The following is a 20,656-nucleotide window of genomic DNA, read 5'->3' as shown; positions in this document are numbered from 1 at the left end:
CCCTCTTGATTGTACCATAATATGTAAAATGAAACAGGATGTATATCCAATTTAAGGGAGAATGAAAGTTTACTTATTGCCGTAAATTAGTATTTTTACAGTAGGCATATATCTTCTTTAGGAAATCCTTTTTCATATTTAAAATATGTAATGAAATAAAACCAATAAGTCCTATTCCACCGAAAATAAGCCATGGTGTATACATTCCGCTTAAGTTGGCTGTAAAAGATGTACCGGTATAATTACCGATGATAAAGCCAAATGCGAGTGATAGTTGATAAAATCCGAAGAAAGTGGCTGTATATGATTCATTACTGTAATTTGCAATAGCGATATCAGCGTTAGGTAATACGAGCGTTTCACCGATTGTAAATAAAATTACACAAATAAAGAGCCAATATGGGTGTTGAAATAAAGGAATGAGTAAAAAGGAAATACTCATTAATAAAACACCGTATTTAATAATCGAAAGTGTGTTGTATTTGTGGAATAATTTTCGGAATAATACCATAAATATGACGCCTGTTATCGCATTTATCGTAATAACGAGTGTAGCAAGTTGATTGCTATTACTAATGTTTTTCATATGAAGTGGAAGTGCGACAGTAAGCTGAGTAAACATAATGTAGAAGAAAATCATGATAAAGGAAAACAGAAGGAAAGACTTGTTTTGTAAGATGGCCTGTATTCCTAATGTAATAGACGTGTTTTCAGTAGTGACTTGGAAGTGATTTTTAAGTAAGTAAAAGATAAAAGCGAATAACAGCATAAGAGATCCTGTTAGAGAAAAAGCGTAGATTGGATCGAGTAAGAGTAAGAACCCTCCGGCAATTGGTCCAATTATTGCACCGCAATTAAAACTAAGATTTAAATATATAAATAATTTTTTTCTTGTATGAGCTGGTTGTGAGCCGAATATGGCGCGCGCAGCAGGCTCATAAAATGCAGTTCCAAAGCCGATAAGTGCAGAAGAAATAGAAATGGTATAGAAATCAGAGCATATTCCTAAAGCGATAAATCCAATTCCTCTTAAAAATAATCCAGCTATCATCATAATGATATATCCTATTTTGTCAGCGATTAATCCTGAGAATAAAGGGATAACGCGTGATGTAATTATCATAACCGTTAACACTGTCCCTACTTGCAAAGTTGAAAAATGAAGAAAGGTTAATAGGTAAATAGCTAAAAATGCGTATACCGCAAAATACCCAAAAGACATAAAAAATGAAGAAATAAGCATGAAACGTATCGGTATTGGGAAACTTTTCATAGAACTCCTCCTAATATTGTAACCGGTAAAATGATTTAACGGTTAACTATTTTATATTATAATTATACATAAAGTCAGAAAAAAGTAAATTTTAAGAAGAAGGTGGATGGAATTGAATCAAAATGCACCAAATGAACTAGAATATATTCGGGAATTTTTAAATACATGGAAAATACCAAACGATACGAGAGAGCCAATTGACTTGCTACAAACAGAAGAGGATATAAAGCTTTTTATGAAAGAATATTTTCATGAAGAGTTTCCATTTCATACGATAGAAGAATTAAAAAGTTTTCGAGAAGATATTCGGGCGGCAATTCAAGGTGAAGGATCATTGCAAAAGTGGTTAGAGAAATATCCATTTCATGTACATGTAATGGAAGATATGAAAGGTATTACGTATGAACCAATACACGAAGAAACTGTATATACAAAAGTATTAAGCATTGTTTTAATAGCAGTTCAAGAAAATTTATGGGGGAGGTTAAAAGCATGTCCAGATTGCCGCTGGGTATTTTATGACAATTCACGAAATGGAAGTAAAAGATGGTGCGGTATGTACGCTGGAGAAGAAGGAGGAAGAGCGTGCGGTACGATTGCAAAAGTGAAAAACTACCGAGCAAAGAGAAAAGGGAGATCGGGTTATAATGTCTAATTTATATTAGGGAAAGAAAATTGGATGGGGGAATGTAGAATATGAAAGGTACGCAAATGTTAGCATTAAATAAAAAGTGTTGGGATACAGTTGCACCTTATTTCTTTCAAGTGGATTGTTTACCGAAATATGGCCCATATACAGCGTCTGAAGATGAAATTCATTTGTTCGATTCAATTAGAAATAAAAAAGTTCTTGATATTGGGTGTGGAAGTGGACATTCGTTGCAATATATAGCGGAACAAGGGGCAGAGGAATTATGGGGGCTTGATCTTTCGAGTGCACAAATTGAAATAGCGAATAAAACGTTAAAGGATTGGAATCCAAAGTTAGTCTGTGGGGCAATGGAAGAAGAGACAAAAATTCCAAAAGAGTATTTTGATATTGTCTATTCCATCTATGCATTAGGTTGGACTTCAAATTTAGAAAAAACATTAGAACTTATTTATTCATATTTAAAACCAGGAGGAAGCTTTATTTTTAGCTGGGAGCATCCAATATATTCAAACTTGCTGTACGGAACAGAGAAGATTGTTTTACATTCTTCTTATCACGAAGAAACTCCTATTACGTTTGAAACATTTAAAGGAGAAAATGTACAAGCGACATTATATAAGAGAAAAATAAGTACATACATAAATGAGTTAAATAGAGCAGGATTTAAAATTGAGAGAATAGAAGAGCCTGAACCATCGAGCTTTTTTAATGAAGAACTAGCTGAGCCGTCTACGAAATATTATTCTTTATATAAAGCTAGAATGGTGCCGACTACTTTTATTATGAAAGCTAGAAAGTAAACTGTTTTTATAAAAGAAGCCTATCATTTCAAAAAAATGATAGGCTTCTTTATTTTAATAAAATTGAGGTTAAATGTGTACTTTTGTTATAAAAATGCATTTCATATAAAAAGTGTAATTATTTTTGGGGAGGGGGATTGTTGTGCGTCATCATAGAAATTGCAAAAAATTCGGAGTGGCACTGCCTCTTCCGCTTATAGGAGCAACTGGTCCGACAGGTAATAGTGGTCCAATCGGTCCAACTGGAGGGCATGAAGGTCCTGTTGGTCCTACAGGGGTGACTGGACCGACGGGAGCAACTGGGCCCCAAGGTCCTCAAGGTATCAGGGGGATACAAGGTCCCCGAGGGACAACAGGAGCACAAGGAATACAAGGAGCTATTGGTGATACAGGAGAGCAAGGTATAACTGGCTCAACTGGTCTCCAAGGTGCTCAAGGATTAATCGGAAACCAAGGTCCAATTGGTGATATTGGAGTACAAGGATTAGAAGGAATACAAGGAGCTACGGGTCCTGTTGGTAGTCAAGGTATACAAGGCACACAAGGAATACAAGGGGAAATAGGTGAGCGGGGACAAACGGGAGCACAAGGAATGCAGGGAGAGAGAGGCGAAACTGGAGTCTCAGGTGTAACTGGCCCCCAAGGTCCTCAAGGTGTTCAAGGAATACAAGGGGAGCAAGGGGCTACTGGTATACAAGGAGAAGACGGCCTCCAAGGGATACAAGGAATTACTGGAGAGGAAGGCCCACAAGGAGCTCAAGGAATACAAGGTGAAGTGGGGCCAACTGGTTCTACTGGAATGCAAGGTGCCCAAGGTATAAGTGGAATAAAGGGGATAACAGGTGCAATAGGTTTACAAGGCCCACAAGGTGCGCAAGGAATACAAGGTATAACGGGAACAACAGGTTTTCAAGGGATAAAGGGAATAAGAGGTATAACAGGAGCTACGGGTAGTATTGGTATTCAAGGCTCAGAAGGACCACCGGGCGGTCCGATGGGAACAACCGGTCCAATTGGTCCATCTAGTGGAGTGACTGGTCCATCAGGTCCACCCGGTCCACCAGGAGGTCCAACGGGTCCAACAGGAGCGACTGGTTCAATAGGTGTAAGCGGAGGGATAGGACCAATTGGAGCGCAAGGAGTGCAAGGTATAACAGGTCCAACAGGTTCTCAAGGTGTAAGAGGCGCACAAGGAGCTCAAGGTGTAGTTGGAGCAGTTGGAGTACAAGGTGCACAAGGTCCTCAAGGTAACCAAGGTATAACAGGTTCAACTGGTGCAGAAGGTTCTCAAGGAATACAAGGTCCGCTGGGAGTAACTGGTCCAACTGGTGCAGAAGGTCCTAAAGGTATTCAAGGTATTCAAGGTGTAATAGGTCCAACTGGTGCACAAGGAATGGTGGGAATACAAGGCGTAGCTGGTCTAGCTGGTGTTACAGGAGCGGAAGGAGCTCAAGGTGCACAAGGAATCCGAGGAGCAACTGGTCCTGCTGGAGCACAAGGTATACAAGGAGTTCAAGGGATACAAGGAGAAACAGGAGCAGCTGGAATACAAGGTCCTCAAGGGGTTCAAGGGATACAAGGGACTACCGGATTGACAGGCACACAAGGTGCACAAGGTCCTCAAGGAGTGCAGGGAATAATAGGACCGACTGGAGCTATTGGTTTGCAAGGTCCTCAAGGATTACAAGGAATAACGGGTCCAACAGGAGCGCAAGGAGTGCAAGGAGTCCAAGGAGTGCAAGGAATTATCGGTCCAACGGGTCTCCAAGGAATTCAGGGGATACAAGGAGTGCAAGGTCCCCAAGGCCAACTGGTCCAACCGGCCCTCAAGGTCTACAAGGAATAACCGGTCAGGCCGGCCCAACCGGTCCAACGGGAGCAACCGGCCAGACGGGAGCGACTGGTGCAACTGGACCGACCGGAATACAAGGCATACAAGGAATCACTGGAGCAACAGGGGGAACGGGGGAAACGGGTCCAACAGGTGCCACGGGTCCAACTGGCTTGACAGGAGCAACCGGATCATCTGCTATATCGACAGGTGGCGGATATTTCTTTTCTACATCAACAAGTACAATTGCTGCAAATGCCAACATTCCAATTAATTCAGGGTCCACTGTATATGGCACTGGTGTATCTTTAACTAGTGCTACGACAGTCACAGTAGCGACGCCAGGAATATATTTAGTAAGCTACTATTTTCAAGGGGATGCAAATGGGGGGAATGAGACAGTATCTGTTAGATTGCTATTAAATGGAACGCAACTAACAGGGAGTTTTATACAAAACGTAACGACATCAACTGTAGTAATCGAACCAGCCATTTCAAATACACTTCTTGTGAATGTAACGAGTGCTAATTCAACATTAATATTACAAAATGGCCCGTTAGGTGTAGGGCATGTGACCACTATAGCAGGTGCAATTACGGCAAGTTTAAATGTAGTGAGAATTTTATAAAGAATATAAAAAACACAAGAAATGTCTTTGTAAGACACACCTTGTGTTTTTTAATATTAAATAAACATTTTCTTTATCTTTTCGGCTGAAAAATATGTTGAAAGAAGTATTTGTGATGTAAGTTATCTACAACTTTATTTGCTTGATATGTGCGATGTTGTTCTAATCGAAGTCTTTGCTCCATCATTTTTATTGCATGATCAGATAAACGTAACATAATACATTCTCCTTTTCTATAAATATAGGTGACTATTTGATATCGATCCCATATTTATAATTAAGGAGGCAAAATGTGTAACATAGGCAAAAAGCACCTTCCTCTCCCATTACGCTTACGAGGTTAGCTGTCGGACTCGGGAAGTGAGAGTTTCCCTACTTAAAAAAGATTCGCCCCAAGTAGCATAGCTACAAAATTGGTTCCCCCGCTCCAAAATTTGGACTCAGCAAAAGGTTTTATAAAGTAAAAAATAACATAAAGGAGTGAACAAGTCAAATTATTTTGTGTTTTCTGTCTTTTTGAGTTGCGTAAGAATCATACCGTCAGGAAGTATTGTATCTGATACTGTAATGAATCCGTGTTTTTTATATAAATTAATAGCAGGGGTATTCGCTTTACCCGTTTGTACAATGTATGTCATTGAAGAAGGGAACATGTTAAATATATAAATTAGGAGTTTCGTTGCGATTCCTTTTTGAAAAGAATCGGGCGATACAACTAACCTGTGGATATCGATTAGTTTTTCTTCTTGTACAAAAGAAATAAAACCGACAAGTTTATTTTCAGAAAAATATCCATAGAATGTTTCAGCGCAACTTTGAATATCGTTTACAGTATCATATAAACGAGGTATGGCAGTACTATTTAAGTAGTCCGCTTCAACTTTATAAGCTGGAATTTGAGCTTGTAAAATGGATGTTGCTACTTCAAAAGAACAGGAGTTTAACTTAAGAATCATAGAAAATGAAGCCTCCTTTAAATATGGTATATTAATATATTTTCTTTATGGGTGAGTTTGACAATATTTTTCTTTTTTGCATATAATATATGTATCTCCATATGTAAAATAGTAGTAAGTATATTTCTATAGTGAAATATGATTAGCAATGATAAATACATATGTTTGTATTGAATCATACAAACTATAATAGAAATGGAGGACTAAAAATGGGATGGATTATCACATTAATAGTTGGTGCTATTATAGGTGCAATTGCTAGTTCTATAACGGGTAAAAATTTCCCAGGTGGTATGTTCGGAAATATTATCGCAGGTTTATTAGGTGCTTCGTTAGGTGGTAGATTATTTGGATCCTTTGGGCCATCATTTGGTGGGATTCATGTCGTGCCAGCATTATTAGGTGCAATCGTGTTAATTCTTATTGTATCATTTGTAGTGAAAGCTGCAAGGAAATAGAGATATAGATTATGATGAAGAGCCCTGAATAAGGGCTTTTCATCATTCGAAGAGGTGGTTTCATTGGAGAAAATAAATATAAGAAAAAGAGATAAGTTAAGAAAGTTTTTTAGAGAACAAAATTATTTGGCGGTATTACTTGGATTTGCGTTATTGTTCATTAATATTTTATTGCTAACAAAAATATCATTTGTTTTTACACCGTTTATCGTATTTTTAAAAACAATTTTCTTCCCAGTACTATTAGCGGGCGTACTATTTTATATTTTGCATCCATTCGTTTCGCTTTTAGAAAAGAAGGGTGTTTCAAGAATTGTATCGATAGCTTCCATATATTTAATCGTACTAGGGTTATTTGTATTTTTAGTTGTAACGGTTATCCCTATTATTAAAGATCAAATTGATGCATTAATTGATAACTTACCGTATTTCGGCCATGAGATTGAACGAGCAGCACGTAGATTTGGGGAAAGTAATTTACTCGGTAAAATTCAGGAGAATTTAAATATTAATGTTGCGAATATGGTAAAAGAATATACAGTTGATTTTACAAAGTCATTATCATCAGTAACTGGGAATGTAACTGGATTTTTGAGTACTGTTACAGAGGTTGTTTTAACATTTGTAATGGTTCCATTTATATTGTTCTATCTTTTAAAAGATGGCGAACAATTGCCGAAGCACTTCTTAAAGTTCATTTCAGAACAAAGACAACCAGCAGCAATGAGAATACTAGATGATATGCACTATGCGATTAGCTCGTATATTAGAGGGCAGATTATCGTGAGCTTGTTTATCGGTATTATGTTATTAATCGGTTACCTTATTATCGGTATTAAATATGCTGTATTACTTGCTATTTTAGCGATGATTGTAAATATCGTTCCGTACGTAGGGCCAATTATCGCTATTACACCAGCGTTAATTATCGCATTTATCAACTCGCCAGCAATGGTGTTAAAAGTAATCATCGTTATGATGGTTGTACAATTAGCAGAAGGTAAGTTTATTTCTCCGCAAGTAATGGGGAAAAAGCTAGATATTCATCCGATTACAATCATATTTATCATTTTAACTGCCGGAAACTTATTCGGGATTATGGGCATTATTTTAGCCATTCCAGGATATGCGATATTGAAAGTGTTAGTTACGCACGGTTATAGATTTGTTAAGTTGAATACATGAAAAAAGAGCTAAAACAGTGGGAACTGTTTTAGCTCTTTTTTATTAACAATTCATTTGCATATTGGCGCGCCCATTGATCCGCTTCCAATATAGCATCAAGTGAAGGATCTTTTACATTATGATGAGCTTCAACTGTTTTGTAAATTGTTTTTTCAATATCGAAAAAGGCAATTTCATTTTTTAAGTATAGTGCATTCGCAATTTCATTTGCTGCATTTAATACAGCGGGAGTAGTACCACCGATTTTGCCACATTCATATGCGTATTGTAGACAAGGGAACTTCTCTAAATCTGGTTTTTCAAAATGTAAACTACCGATTTCTAATAAATTTAATTTTTCATAGGAAGAAGGTAGCCGAGTAGGATAGTGAAACGCATATTGAATCGGCATTCTCATATCAGGAGCACCGAGCTGTGCCATAGCTGATCCATCAATAAATTCTACTAAAGAATGAATGATACTTTCTTTATGAATCATTACATCAATTTTTTCATACGGAATATCAAATAGCCATCTCGCTTCCATTACTTCAAAGCCTTTATTCATTAATGTGGCAGAATCAATCGTTAGTTTTGCACCCATTAACCAGTTTGGATGTTTTAAAGCGTCCTTAGCTTGTAATGTTTGCATTTCTTCACGTGTTTTATCACGAAAAGCACCACCGGAAGCTGTTACAATTAACTTCTCAATCTCTTTATTATTTTCGCCGTTTAAACATTGGAAAATAGCTGAATGCTCACTATCTACTGGAATTAAGCGACATCCGTTTTGTTGCGCTAGTTCAGTTACGATATGTCCAGCTGCAACCAAAGTTTCTTTATTAGCAATAGCGATATCTTTCTTCGCTTTTAATGCTTCAATTGTTGGGAGTAATCCTGAAACACCGACAACAGAACTTAATACAAGATTTGAATCAGGGTGAGTAGCTACTGCGATTAAGCCATCAGTCCCGTGTGTGATTTTTGTATTTGCTGAAATACGCGTACGAAGCTTGTCTGCTAAGTCTTTTGTCGCAACGCTTACAATACGAGGTTGAAACGTTTTGATTTGTTGCTCAAGAAGATCGATATTATAATTTGCGGTTAAACCGATGATTTTAAAATGTTCAGGATGAGCTGAAACGACATCTAATGCAGATGTGCCGATGGATCCTGTTGAACCTAAAATTGATATATATTTTACCATGAAAAAACCTCCAAAGTTGTTTCGAATATTTCTGCAAACCTATATAACATTAGACAATTGAAGTGGAAATTCCTGCTATATAAAATAGAAAACTAGGGTTTGTTTGGAAGTGAAATGTGATAAACTGTAAAAAATAACGAAAAAGCAATGAAAGAGAAGAGTACATATTCGAAACTTTTCAGAGAGCTGATATGTGGTGGGAATCAGTAAGGGATGAATATGGAATGGGCTCTGGAGCTTCTAACTGAAAAGAGTAGGTAAAGACGGTTACTTCACGTTAAGAAGTTGAAGTGAGCTATAATGATAGCTAATTAAGGTGGTACCGCGGGAGTTTCTCGTCCTTTTTAAGGATGAGAGGCTCTTTTTATTTTGAGAAAGGAGGAGTTAGTGTGAGTGAAAAAATAATGTTAACAGGAATTAAGCCGACAGGTTATCCGCATTTAGGAAATTATATTGGTGCGATTAAACCTGCATTGCAAATGTCAAAGAATAATGAAGGAAAAGCATTGTATTTTATAGCGGATTATCATGCGTTAAATGCTGTGCATGATTCAGAAAAGTTCAGCAGTTATACGAAAGAGGTAGCAGCTACTTGGTTATCGCTTGGACTTGGGGAAGATGTTATTTTTTATCGGCAAACAGAAGTATCGGAGATTCTAGAATTAGCTTGGATTTTAGCTTGCCTAACTCCGAAAGGTCTTATGAACCGTGCTCATGCGTATAAAGCGAAGGTGGAGCAAAATAAAAAAGCGGGTTTAGAGGTAGATGCAGGAGTGAATATGGGATTATATACGTATCCGATTTTAATGGCGGCTGACATATTACTATTTCAAGTTACTCATGTACCAGTTGGGAAAGATCAAATTCAGCATATTGAAATTGCACGTGATATTGCGACGTATTTTAATCATACATTCGGCACGACATTTACACTTCCGGAGTATGTAGTGCAAGAAGAAGGAGCAATATTACCAGGACTTGATGGAAGAAAGATGAGTAAAAGTTACGGGAATGTAATCCCGTTATTTGCAGAGAAAGAAAAACTACGAAAGTTAATATTTAAAATCAAAACAGATTCTTCACTTCCAAATGAACCGAAAGAATTAGAAACATTATTTATGATATATAAAGAGTTTGCGATGGAAGATGAAATACAGTCGATGCGTGAAAAGTATGAGACTGGAATCGGATGGGGCGATGTGAAAAAAGAGTTATTTCGCGTTGTAGACCGTGAGTTAGCTGGACCTCGTGAGAAATATACTATGTATATGAATGAGCCGAATTTATTATATGAAGCGTTAGAAAAAGGTGCTGAGCGAGCAAGAAAAATCGCGAAGATAAATTTAGTGGAAATTAAAAAACGGATTGGATTTGAGAGGGGGCGCTGAGCGTTCCCTCGTTTTTCGATATCAATTATTCTTCATATCGATACATAGAGCAAGGAGTTCGCACTTCTTTTCCGAACTTATTAGTTGCATATATTAAAAAGTATGCTAATATAGGGTTACTTATTAAACGTGTTTAATAAGTTTAATTAAAGGCACTTATTAAAGATGTTTAATAAGTGCCTCCCATATAATAAAAAAGGAGAGGATTGTATGAAAACGGAGAAAGAAAAGATGGTGGCAGGAGAAATGTATATTGCGGATGACGAAGAATTGGTGGCTGATAGGGTGGAGGCAAAACGTTTAACACGCCTTTATAACGAGGCGATGGAGACAGGAGATGAGAGGCGTTTTACATTATTAAATCAGCTTTTAGGTTCTTCAGCTGATGGGAAAGCCCAAATTAATCCTGATTTTCGTTGTGATTACGGCTACAATATTCATGTTGGAAAGAGCTTTTTCGCAAATTTCAATTGTGTGATTTTGGACGTTTGTGAAGTTCGAATCGGTGATAATTGTATGTTTGCACCTGGTGTTCACATTTATACTGCTACTCATCCATTACATCCGGTGGAACGAAACTCTGGCAAAGAATATGGAAAATCGGTAAAGATAGGTAACAATGTTTGGGTTGGCGGAGGCGCTATTATTAACCCTGGTATTTCAATTGGAGATAATGTTGTAATTGCTTCAGGGGCAGTTGTGACAAAAGATGTACCTAATAATGTAGTTGTTGGTGGTAACCCAGCTAAAGTTATTAAAACGATAGAAGAGTAAAAGGTGTTTTCATTAGAGTATAAATTATCGTATAGACAATTTGAAAGGTGTTTCATATGAAGAAAGATTTTGCGGAAAATGATACAAAGACGCTACTTGCCTCTCGAAATGCTCTATTCCTCTTATTTGCTTTGCCAGGTGTGGCATTTGCTACATGGATTTCTAGAACAGCAGCTACTCGAGATATTTTAGCAGTGTCAAATGCAGAAATGGGCTGGATTTTGTTCGGATTATCTGTCGGTTCAATAATTGGTTTACTGAGTGCAAGTCATTTTATTGACGGTAAGGGAGCTAGAGACGTTATTATAGGCAGTATGTTTTTTATGATTGTTGGATTGCTTTGTTTAGGTATTACTATTTATTTTGTTTCTAGTATGGGGGCTTTTGGTAGCTTACTAGTATTTGGAGTAGGATATGGATTAGCAGAAGTCGCATTGAATGTAGAAGGTTCTGCCATTGAGCAGAAATTAGGAACAACTCTTCTTCCGAAATTCCATGGCTTTTTTAGTATAGGAACTTTAGTAGGCGCGCTCAGTGGTTCTGCCGCCATCTCGCTTCACATCCCAATTCTGTATCAATTTCTTGCGATTTCGGTCATGTTTGTATTACTTGTATGTATGTTGTATCGTTTTCTTCCGCATGGGACAGGAAAGAAGGAGGAATCGCGAAACAAAAAGCGAGCGAAGCATACTTCTTTACGGATGGAAAAAAAGGTGCTTTTACTTGGTCTTTTTGTGCTTGGAATGGCATTTGCAGAAGGAAGTGCAAATGATTGGTTACCTATTGTGATGGTAGATGGACATGAGCAAAGTGTAGTGACAGGTTCTATTATGTACACTATTTTTGTATTGGCAATGACATTAGCTCGAATGTGCAGTAGTTATTTTCTTGATCGATTCGGTCGTGTCGCGGTTATGCGTGCTACTATTATGATGGCGATTATAGGAATGACAATCGTCAGATTTGGGAGTAACTCATATTTTCTAGCAATTGGTGTAGTACTGTGGGGGATTGGTGCTGCGTTAGGTTTCCCAATTGGGCTTTCTGCTGCTCGAGATGACAGTGAAAATGCGACTTCTAATGTTGCTGCAGTTTCTATCATCGGTTTTACAGCGTTTTTAGTCGGACCACCATTTTTAGGAATACTTGGAGAAGCATTCGGAATACGTAATGCTTTGCTAGCTGTTTTATTATTTGTTATCTTGTCTGGAATTGTATCGTCTGTTACGAGAGAGAATACATCGAGTTAAATACGGAGTGCCGCTAGTAGAAATATATCATCTCTATTGCTTTAGAAAATGATGTATGATATATTGTCAACGCAACTTATTAAAAGTGTTTAATAAGTATGTTGATTAAGGTGGTGAGCGATTTGAGTGAACAATTTGTTACTCAAAAATCGATTAAAGAGACGATCCTTCGCGGCATTCGTACAGCTCTTCTAGAGCGAGGTAGTGCAACGAAAGTTGAACTTAGTAATACATTAGAAATCAGTTTTCCAACGATAAGTAAATTTATAGAAAAAATGAAACAAGACGGTGAAGTCACTTTAGCCGGTTTAGATGATTCAAGTGGTGGAAGAAGAGCAAAACGATATGAATATAATCCAGAATACATGTTAGGTTTAGCGATATTTTTAGAAAAAAATGAGACGAACTATACAATTTTTAACTGTTTAGGGGAAGTAAAAGAACAAGGCAGTACTTCAAGTACATTAATTGATACGGGTCTAAGTGTATTAACAGAACATATAGAAAGTCTTATAGCTACGTTTCCAAAGATAAGTTCAATCTCAATTGGTGTTCCTGGTGCTGTCGATAATGGGCGTATTTTCTATATTCCTGGATATGAAAAGTTCCAAAATTTTAATTTAAAAAGTCACTTGGAGGAACTGTTTTCTATACCAGTAGTAATAGAAAACGATATGAATGCTGCAGTGCTCGGCTATCATAAAAATACTGGAAACAATGAAAATTCCTCTCTTGTATATTTGTATTCAGGTCAAAATGGCCCAGGTGCGGGGATTATGGTAAATGGAGATGTCGTACGCGGAAGTACATTTTTCTCAGGAGAGATATCTTTCGTCCCGCAGTACGATAATAAAAATTTCTTGCAAGCTTTGAGAAGTGAAGATTCGAATAATTCAGAGGAATATAATATAGATGCTATTACTCGTTTAATAGCTACATGTATAGCTATTATTAACCCTCATGGATTCATCTTCTGTGATGATGAAGTGAACCAAATTGTAATAGATCAAATTGTAAAAAGTTGTCCCCAGTACATTCCGGCAGAACATATTCCGAAAATAACAGTGAGCAACTGGAAAGAAGATTATTTATATGGGTTAAAAAGCCTTGGACTTGATCTTATGATTACGAGAACAAATAAAGAAAATTAAATGTACTGGCAATGAAGCATCCAATTGCCAGTTGAATAACATAAAAGAAAAGGTGTCGATTATGAAAATTGAACATGTAGCAATTTGGGTGAATGATTTAGAAAGAATGCGTGATTTCTATAAACAGTACTTCGGTGGTGAAGAAAATAGCTTATATCACAATCCGAAAAAGCAGTTTGAATCTTATTTCATAACTTTTGAAGGCGGTGCGCGTCTAGAACTTATGAAGCAGGTAGGGATAGACGAGAAAGTACAAACAAAAACAATAGGATATGCGCATATTGCTTTTTCAGTAGATAGCAAAGAAAAAGTGAACGAATTAACTAATACATTAAGAGAAGCAGGATACCCAGTGCTAAACAGGCCGCGTACTACAGGGGATGGTTATTATGAAAGTGTAGTAAGTGATCCTGAAGGAAATCAGATTGAGATAACAATCTAACATTATATTTACTAATAATTGATAAAAAATAAAATTTTGTTGTTCCCCCAAATGTGTACGAGAAACCTATTATTTCTGCAGAAAGGGGGACATAACGTTGAGTGAAATCATTTTTATTTTCTGTATATATCCATTGCTTGTTTGTATTGTTTCAATAGCTGGAGCATATAAAGTAGGTACATTTTATGTGATGCCAATAGTAACATTTCTTATCTTTCTTATGTTAAATGTTACAGTGCACGATTCAGCATTTTTCTTTTGGGTGGGCATGTATACTATTCTTTCATTTATTGTTTCTTATATAACTATCCTTTTTATAAAGGGATATAAAGTTGTAAAAAGAGAGCGTTAATATCATTTTGGGGAAATAGGGATTTACGGTGAACGACAACAACCTCATTTCACGTTGTAATGACGGGAAATGAGGTTGTTTGATTTCTATTTTTTATTGGAGTGATGAAAATCGCGAAGAATCTTCTCAATGACTGGATGAAGAGTACTAGGTAACTCATCAAGCGGAAAGAAACGTAATTCTTTTGACTCAGTTTTATCACATACAAGCTCCCCATGAAATTCTCGGCAAATATAAACAACGAGTACACCGTGTACTTGATCGCCATTTGGATAGATTTGAAAGAAATCTGGCCCTGAGTATGTACGGATTAGTTCTGGATTTTTAATAATAAGTCCAGTTTCTTCAAACACTTCTCGTTTTAAAGCATCTTCTAACGTTTCGTTATATTCTAAGGTACCCCCAATAATGCCCCAGCGGTTAAAATCTGTACGAAGCTGCAGCAATACTTCATCTTTTTCATTTAATATAATGGCGTGTGATCCTATTAAAATCAGTGGGTGATTTCCTACTAGATTTCTCATATCTTCAATATAACCCATAGTTGTCTCCTTATAGCTAATAATAATTTGGAAGTTCCTTTAACATTCTTTCTGTTTTACGTGCTGTAAAGGCTAAGTTATGGTCATCTTTCGTTCTGAAAAATAATGTGCGTAAAAAGGTTTTAATGTTGGCACATAAAATACAATACTCATTAAGCGAAAGGCGTTTTCTAATTTGAGGAAGCCTTTTTATTTTTTTATGAATAATAGAAATTAACTCGTTTTGAGGAAAATCATGATACAGCATTGCTAGTAATGGAGTAACAATGCGTTCATCTTCGTTATTATGAAAAAGGTCAGATGGAATAAAGATTTTATTTAATAAGCAATGAATTAATTCTTCATACCATTCAAAGGTCGTATAAGAATTATGAACAATTTCAGTAAAGGCATCAGATACGTGGGCAAGACAATGAGCCCATCCTTTATTTTCGATATAGCTACGAAAATCCGTTTCTAAGTTTGTATATGTAATAAGTTTGTTTTTTATTTCCTCGATATCTTCCTCTGTAAAAAAGTAGTGTGAGTTAGCGAATTGGAGTATTAATGCAATTAACGAAACAGTGTAAGAACGTGTGAAAACCCCATCTGTATGTGGGGAGTAAATGTCACAATGTAAATACTCATCACTTAAACAAGTTTGCAACAGTAATTTCAGTTGATCGTCCATAAGGAATTCATGATGAATAAAATGTGCAAAACATTTATATATAAGTTGGTAACGAACGTAACTATCAGTCGTTCCGATATACTGAAGCATGTTCAAAGTTAACTCATTTACGTCTATATGTTGCAGTTGCGTATAGTCATTTTGTTGTATAAGCTCTAACTGTTGTTGCAATGCTGTAATATCCAATGGAGAACCTCCTCCGCACTTTAAAGATGCGATCTTTTCTAGTATTCTATATATTCAAGGACAATCCTGCTCATGCAAGGAGAACGATTAGAAATTCGAGTATGATATAGATGAGGGAAGAATATGACGATGATAGAACAGTTAGAAAAACATTTTAAAATAAGAAGAAGTGCTTCTTCTATTATGATAAAAGAAAATAATGCAGAGGTTTTTACAGAAGAGCAATTAGAAGAGATGGTGCAATATTACGTTGCTGAAGCTGAAAAAGATGGATTAGAAAAACTACATTTTGAAATCTCTTCAAAAAGTCCAAATTATGATGTGTATAAAAAATGTTTTGAAACGTATTCATTTGAATATGTTAAGGAAAACATGATTGTATTTAAAGATATATACGAAGTAGAAGATGTAGAAAGTGAAGTTGATTTTAAGTTAATTGAAGAAGTAGGGGAAGAGGCTTTTTATTCACTGTGGAATGAAGCGACGGGAGAACCAGTCGCTCATGATCAATTTGTGCATATGATGCTACAAGAAATTGGTGAGCACTGGAAAGAACATTGCTTAACAGCGAGTGTCGATGAAGAGCCGATAGGAATTGTAATCCCGCGTATTGAAAGAGGTACGTTAGAAGAAGGGAAACTTATGTACTTCGCAGTTACTCCAAATATGCGTAACAAGGGATATGAAGCTGCACTATTTGCAGGTGCGATGTTTGTCTTAAAGGAAATAGGTGCATCTTATTATATTGGTGAGACAAATATACAAAATGAGTGGATGAAGGATGTTTTTGAAAAGAACGGATGTCAGTTGCTGAGTTGTACTGAGCGGTATGTGAGGGAGTTTTAAGATATACTCTGGGACACATCTAGTGGGAACCCGTGTACAAATTTTGAACAAGTAAAAGAACTTTTCGCCTGTTTGTAAGATAAAAAGAAAAATGAGAACGACAAAGTAGTTATTCCTATAATAAAATAGAGTAAGATTTTACTATAAGAGAAAGCGTTGGTGAAAGAATGGAGCAGCAAAGAAATTGGCTACAAGCAACTGTAGAAAGAATTGAAGATAATACGTTACAAATAAAATGGGAAAATAATATAGAAGAAGTTCGTATTTATTGGAGTACTTCACCAGAACATATTGAAGAAACTGGAGAATTACTTGCAACGGTAAATGGAGAATTATCATATACAATTGAAAACCCGAGTGAAAATGAACGTCCATATTTTAGATTAGTAGGAAGTAATGGACAAGCAGTAACAGTAGCTGAGCGTAGACTGCCATTACAAGGCGCGTTTAACTTCCGTGATATGGGAGGATATGAAACGACAGAAGGCCGTAAAGTGAAATGGGGCAAATTATACCGTTCTGAAGAATTAGCAGGACTAACAGAATGGGATATTGCGTATTTACAAAAGTCTGGTTTAAAGTTAATTTGTGATTACCGTACAGACTTTGAAGTGAAGCATAAGCCGAATCCAGAAATTACGGGTGCTCGTCAAGTGTGCTTACCAGTTATGCAAGACTTAGCGAAAGACTTAAATATAAATGAGTTTTTCCAAGTTGGTGACCTTTCTATGTTAGGAAAACCAGGTGAGTATCTTGTGAAAATGAATCAAGATTTCGTAAGTGGTAACGAGGCATTCGTGAGCTTCTTAAACTTAGCGCAAAACCCGGAAAACTTACCATTAGTAAACCACTGCACAGCTGGAAAAGATCGTACTGGATTTGGTTCAGCGCTTTTATTACTTTTACTAGGTGTACCGGAAAAAACAGTAATGGAAGATTACTTATTAAGTAACGGATTCCGTGAAAAGCTAAATGAAAAAATGATGGCCTTTTTAGGTGCGAAATTACAAAATGATGAGAGCAGAGCAATATTAGGTGCAATGTTTGAAGCGCGCGCCGAATATTTACAAGCTGCGATTGATGGAATCCAAAAGCAATACGGATCAGTTGAAGCATACGCCGAAAAAGCTCTTGGCTTTACGAAAGATTCGTTAGAAGAAATGAAAGTGTTATTGCTGGAAGATTAATAATGAGAAGGAGGCTGATTTGGATTAGCCTCCTTTTACTATTGTTGTTATAATTAAGCAATGAGAATATAGGAGTTGAGGAAAACATCATGAAATACAAAGTAATACTATTCGACGTAGACGATACATTATTAGATTTCCCTGAAACGGAAAGAAATGCATTACACAATGCGTTTGTACAGTTCGGCATGCCTACAGGGTATAATGATTATCTTGCAAGCTATAAAGAGATTAGTAATGGATTATGGAGAGATTTAGAAAATAAAATGATTACGCTAAGTGAATTAGCAGTAGATCGATTTAGACAATTATTTGCACTTCATAATATAGACGTAGATGCACAGCAATTTAGCGATGTATATCTTGAAAACTTAGGGAAAGAAGTACATCTTATAGAAGGTGCTGTGCAATTATGTGAAAATCTACAAGATTGCAAGCTAGGTATTATTACGAATGGATATACGAAGGTGCAACAATCAAGAATCGGAAATTCGCCTTTATGTAATTTCTTTGATCATATTATTATTTCTGAAGAAGTTGGTCATCAAAAGCCAGCACGTGAGATTTTTGATTATGCATTTGAGAAATTTGGAATTACGGATAAATCAAGTGTACTTATGGTTGGAGATTCGTTAACTTCTGATATGAAAGGCGGAGAAGACTACGGCATTGATACATGTTGGTATAATCCGAGTTTGAAAGAAAATAGGGCAGAAGTTAAGCCGACTTATGAAGTGGAGAGTCTTCTACAAATTTTAGAAATTGCAGAAGTGGCTGAAGAAAAGGTAGCTTCATTTTAATTGTATTGATATATTTTTAGTTACGGTCAATATAGGTAAGAGCTGTGTAACAACTAGAGGTGAATAAAGGATGGTAACGTTTTTATTTGAGTTAGACAAGAATCTTCCGCAGAAGGATGAGCCGCGGTATGATGCTTATTCAAAGGGCTTTATCGAAGGAGATGTAACGATTTGCGCGAGTGAAAGCGTATTTTTTCAAAAATCAAGTATAAAGGTTGCTGAGCTGGGCATTTATTTAGGTCAGTGGATGGAACAAGTTCAACACGGGCAAAACGTGCCTATGAAATATGAAACGGCTGACCGTGAAGAGGTCATTCTTGGCTTCTTCTATGAAGAGGATCATAACCAATGGAATGTTTCTTCCAGCTGGCAAGAATTTGAACTTCAAGAGCGTATCTCTACTGAAACATTAGTAGAGAGCGTTCAATGCTATTTATATGAGCTAAATAAGGAACTGCGTGCGATAGAATATCCTGTGACGTTTGATCAGTACTTAAGAGGAGAGCGAATGATGCAGCTTTCTTACAAACGACCGTGTGATAGCAAAGCAGATACGACGCCGATAGAGGTTTATAATGGAAGCGAGCAAGTAGGCGTAGTAAGGGGCTATTATAAAAATACGCTGATGAGAGTGCTGGATTTTATTCCGAAAATTGGTAGTAATATCATTTATGAAATAAAGGATATTAAGAAAAATATTCGCGTCATTGCAAAGGATGTAAGTAGGCAGCGCCAAAGAAAGATTTTAGTAACGTACATCGATAATAATGATGCAGAGCATGAAATACTTGTATGTGACGGAAAGTTATTGGATGCAAATTTCTTATTTACCTTTACATATAAGAGAGAAGAATTTGTTGTTCACAAAACTACAATTGGGCTTGGAAAGTTATTACGAAACGGCTATGTAACTGCAGATTGGAATATTCGTCTTGAGGAAGATATGTATTACATTGAGATGAATCTATATGATGAGGATTATATAGACGATCAATATTTACTGTTAGGCGTATTTCATGCGGTTTTGTATGGATGATAAATGAGAAATACCGGTATTCTTCATAGGAAGGATGCCGGTATTTTTACGTGGTTCTGGTGATTTTGTACCCTTAATTAATCCTCAAAAATAAAAATCTCATCAATCGTACTATGAAGTGCCTTCGCTATATCGTGAGCGAGTTGCAATGAAGGATTATACTTACCTTTTTCAAGGTGGCTAATTGTTTCACGGCGTACACCAATGCTCTTTGCTAAATCTTCTTGTGTCATGTTCAATTTGGCGCGGTATTCTTTTATCCTCGTTACGAACGCCATGGTGCATCTTCCATTTCATCAACAGGTTTATCATAAAAGAACATAGAAAAACCGAACGTAAGAATGAGTGTACCGAAAATAAGAGCGATATCAATTTCTTGTAGCGCCGGGTTTGGAAATAACATTTCAATAAACATAATGATTGCGGTAGTTAGTAACGTAACGATAAATGCATTGCGGCACGATTTATTGACAATTTGTTCAAACAGTTCATCGTGTTGAACTGTTCTATACGATGTGAAAAAGGAGAAGAAACAGAACATAGTAAACAATCCTTTTTCATAAAAAAATCCGAGGAAACCGAAGAAACCGAGAAATCCTAAATATTTTATCCAAGTTGTTTTCATGATAGGTCCTCCTTACGTTGTTAGAAATAAGTCACGTTATGTTACAAATATATCACAATTGGATAGGAATGGTAATAATAGTTTTCCAGTTTGCTTCATAATAATAGTAAAAAGAGGAAATATGCTGCGAAATAAAGAGGATAATATTGTAAAATGGTTGTAAGGAGGGGGAGGAAGAAATGCTAACTTGGATCATGATCGTTGTATTACTTGTAGTGATTACTGTCATTGCGACGGTGTTAATTGGGCGGAATGGTGATGCAAATTATAGCAAAGCGACAAAGGGGAATATTAAACGATTAACAATGATTTATATTATACTAGCTGTCGTTTTAGTTGTTGGATTAGGGGTGTATATTTATTTTAAAGGTTAAATAAACTGAAAAATGTAAAAATCTTAAAATAGAAGTATGCTATAATATCAATATAGTTATTTG

Annotated in this window: 23 protein-coding genes, 1 pseudogene, 1 riboswitch and 1 other annotated feature; of the genes and pseudogenes, 16 read left to right on the top strand and 8 right to left on the bottom strand. The window is 36.4% G+C overall.

All coding sequences use genetic code 11. From position 1 onward, the window contains the following. Positions 1-73 precede the first annotated feature (73 nt). Positions 74-1,273: an MDR family MFS transporter gene (locus AC241_RS16335; RefSeq protein WP_043936684.1), complete on the bottom strand. Its 1,200-nt coding sequence runs from the start codon at positions 1,271-1,273 to the stop codon at positions 74-76. Positions 1,274-1,385: 112 nt separating this feature from the next. Between AC241_RS16335 and AC241_RS16330 the strand changes: the two genes are divergently transcribed. The 3 genes and pseudogenes from AC241_RS16330 (at position 1,386) to AC241_RS16320 (ending at position 5,185) form a co-directional block, all read left to right on the top strand. After that, positions 1,386-1,928 (top strand): CGNR zinc finger domain-containing protein, encoded by a 543-nt coding sequence (locus AC241_RS16330; RefSeq protein WP_043936683.1) that lies wholly within the window; start codon positions 1,386-1,388, stop codon positions 1,926-1,928. 41 nt (positions 1,929-1,969) lie between these two features. Next, on the top strand, positions 1,970-2,725 hold the full coding sequence (locus AC241_RS16325) for a class I SAM-dependent methyltransferase (RefSeq protein WP_050844286.1): 756 nt from the start codon (positions 1,970-1,972) through the stop codon (positions 2,723-2,725). A 142-nt stretch (positions 2,726-2,867) separates the two neighbouring features. Beyond that, a pseudogene (locus AC241_RS16320) lies at positions 2,868-5,185 on the top strand (collagen-like protein). A gap of 73 nt (positions 5,186-5,258) precedes the next feature. Here the strand turns inward: AC241_RS16320 and AC241_RS34835 are convergent. Together AC241_RS34835 and AC241_RS16310 are read right to left on the bottom strand one after the other, a co-directional pair. Further along, a complete protein-coding gene (locus tag AC241_RS34835; RefSeq protein ID WP_000945246.1) occupies positions 5,259-5,402 on the bottom strand; it encodes a hypothetical protein in 144 nt (47 codons plus the stop codon). A gap of 96 nt (positions 5,403-5,498) precedes the next feature. Further along, positions 5,499-5,641: riboswitch (cyclic di-AMP (ydaO/yuaA leader) on the bottom strand. A gap of 38 nt (positions 5,642-5,679) precedes the next feature. Continuing rightward, positions 5,680-6,141 (bottom strand): GNAT family N-acetyltransferase, encoded by a 462-nt coding sequence (locus tag AC241_RS16310; protein ID WP_050844284.1) that lies wholly within the window; start codon positions 6,139-6,141, stop codon positions 5,680-5,682. A 209-nt stretch (positions 6,142-6,350) separates the two neighbouring features. On the opposite strand from AC241_RS16310, the gene AC241_RS16305 reads away from it, so the two are divergent. Next, a complete protein-coding gene (locus tag AC241_RS16305) occupies positions 6,351-6,599 on the top strand; it encodes a GlsB/YeaQ/YmgE family stress response membrane protein (RefSeq protein ID WP_000539733.1) in 249 nt (82 codons plus the stop codon). Positions 6,600-6,662: 63 nt separating this feature from the next. Then, entirely contained in the window at positions 6,663-7,784 is a 1,122-nt protein-coding gene (locus AC241_RS16300) for an AI-2E family transporter (protein WP_050844282.1), read from the top strand. A 28-nt stretch (positions 7,785-7,812) separates the two neighbouring features. Here the strand turns inward: AC241_RS16300 and AC241_RS16295 are convergent, their stop codons facing one another. Further along, positions 7,813-8,970, bottom strand: coding sequence for a 1-deoxy-D-xylulose-5-phosphate reductoisomerase (locus tag AC241_RS16295; protein ID WP_050844281.1), 1,158 nt, complete (start codon positions 8,968-8,970; stop codon positions 7,813-7,815). Between the two features lie 138 nt (positions 8,971-9,108). After that, positions 9,109-9,316, top strand: a binding site (T-box leader). Positions 9,317-9,359: 43 nt separating this feature from the next. Here AC241_RS16295 and AC241_RS16290 point away from each other — a divergent pair. From AC241_RS16290 to AC241_RS16265, 6 genes are all read left to right on the top strand, one after another. Beyond that, positions 9,360-10,358, top strand: a complete 999-nt coding sequence (locus AC241_RS16290; RefSeq protein WP_050844279.1) for a tryptophan--tRNA ligase — start codon at positions 9,360-9,362, stop codon at positions 10,356-10,358. Between the two features lie 210 nt (positions 10,359-10,568). Further along, entirely contained in the window at positions 10,569-11,132 is a 564-nt protein-coding gene (locus AC241_RS16285) for a maltose O-acetyltransferase (RefSeq protein WP_050844274.1), read from the top strand. A 56-nt stretch (positions 11,133-11,188) separates the two neighbouring features. Next, entirely contained in the window at positions 11,189-12,382 is a 1,194-nt protein-coding gene (locus AC241_RS16280) for an MFS transporter (protein WP_050844272.1), read from the top strand. 122 nt (positions 12,383-12,504) lie between these two features. Continuing rightward, a complete protein-coding gene (locus tag AC241_RS16275) occupies positions 12,505-13,533 on the top strand; it encodes an ROK family transcriptional regulator (protein WP_050844270.1) in 1,029 nt (342 codons plus the stop codon). Between the two features lie 61 nt (positions 13,534-13,594). Then, positions 13,595-13,975: a VOC family protein gene (locus AC241_RS16270; protein ID WP_050844268.1), complete on the top strand. Its 381-nt coding sequence runs from the start codon at positions 13,595-13,597 to the stop codon at positions 13,973-13,975. 97 nt (positions 13,976-14,072) lie between these two features. After that, the gene (locus AC241_RS16265) at positions 14,073-14,327 is read left to right on the top strand and encodes a YbeF family protein (RefSeq protein WP_050844266.1); all 255 of its coding nucleotides are present in this window, start codon (positions 14,073-14,075) and stop codon (positions 14,325-14,327) included. Between the two features lie 86 nt (positions 14,328-14,413). Here the strand turns inward: AC241_RS16265 and AC241_RS16260 are convergent, their stop codons facing one another. Both AC241_RS16260 and AC241_RS16255 read right to left on the bottom strand, forming a co-directional pair. Continuing rightward, positions 14,414-14,869: an NUDIX hydrolase gene (locus AC241_RS16260; protein ID WP_050844263.1), complete on the bottom strand. Its 456-nt coding sequence runs from the start codon at positions 14,867-14,869 to the stop codon at positions 14,414-14,416. A gap of 16 nt (positions 14,870-14,885) precedes the next feature. Further along, on the bottom strand, positions 14,886-15,725 hold the full coding sequence (locus AC241_RS16255; protein WP_016080900.1) for a DUF2785 domain-containing protein: 840 nt from the start codon (positions 15,723-15,725) through the stop codon (positions 14,886-14,888). Between the two features lie 123 nt (positions 15,726-15,848). Here AC241_RS16255 and AC241_RS16250 point away from each other — a divergent pair, with 123 nt between their 5' ends. The 4 genes from AC241_RS16250 (at position 15,849) to AC241_RS16235 (ending at position 19,594) form a co-directional block, all read left to right on the top strand. After that, positions 15,849-16,571, top strand: a complete 723-nt coding sequence (locus tag AC241_RS16250) for a GNAT family N-acetyltransferase (protein ID WP_050844261.1) — start codon at positions 15,849-15,851, stop codon at positions 16,569-16,571. A gap of 167 nt (positions 16,572-16,738) precedes the next feature. Next, positions 16,739-17,758, top strand: coding sequence for a tyrosine-protein phosphatase (locus tag AC241_RS16245; RefSeq protein WP_043936674.1), 1,020 nt, complete (start codon positions 16,739-16,741; stop codon positions 17,756-17,758). A gap of 89 nt (positions 17,759-17,847) precedes the next feature. Continuing rightward, positions 17,848-18,558, top strand: a complete 711-nt coding sequence (locus AC241_RS16240) for a YjjG family noncanonical pyrimidine nucleotidase (protein ID WP_050844259.1) — start codon at positions 17,848-17,850, stop codon at positions 18,556-18,558. A 70-nt stretch (positions 18,559-18,628) separates the two neighbouring features. Further along, a complete protein-coding gene (locus tag AC241_RS16235; protein ID WP_050844258.1) occupies positions 18,629-19,594 on the top strand; it encodes a tubby C-terminal domain-like protein in 966 nt (321 codons plus the stop codon). Between the two features lie 77 nt (positions 19,595-19,671). Here AC241_RS16235 and AC241_RS16230 read toward each other — a convergent pair whose 3' ends face one another. Together AC241_RS16230 and AC241_RS16225 are read right to left on the bottom strand one after the other, a co-directional pair. Beyond that, positions 19,672-19,872 (bottom strand): helix-turn-helix transcriptional regulator, encoded by a 201-nt coding sequence (locus tag AC241_RS16230; RefSeq protein WP_029442846.1) that lies wholly within the window; start codon positions 19,870-19,872, stop codon positions 19,672-19,674. After that, entirely contained in the window at positions 19,860-20,219 is a 360-nt protein-coding gene (locus AC241_RS16225) for a DUF3796 domain-containing protein (protein WP_000859213.1), read from the bottom strand. Before AC241_RS16225 ends, AC241_RS16230 begins: the two co-directional genes overlap by 13 nt. Positions 20,220-20,398: 179 nt before the next feature. On the opposite strand from AC241_RS16225, the gene AC241_RS16220 reads away from it, so the two are divergent. Further along, positions 20,399-20,593, top strand: coding sequence for a hypothetical protein (locus AC241_RS16220; RefSeq protein WP_000958863.1), 195 nt, complete (start codon positions 20,399-20,401; stop codon positions 20,591-20,593). Positions 20,594-20,656: the final 63 nt, after the last annotated feature.

It is taken from the genome of Bacillus thuringiensis, assembly GCF_001182785.1.
In the GTDB taxonomy this organism is placed as follows: domain Bacteria; phylum Bacillota; class Bacilli; order Bacillales; family Bacillaceae_G; genus Bacillus_A; species Bacillus_A thuringiensis_S.
The sequence above is the reverse complement of the archived record's forward strand: the minus strand, read 5'-3'. Positions and strand labels throughout refer to the sequence as shown.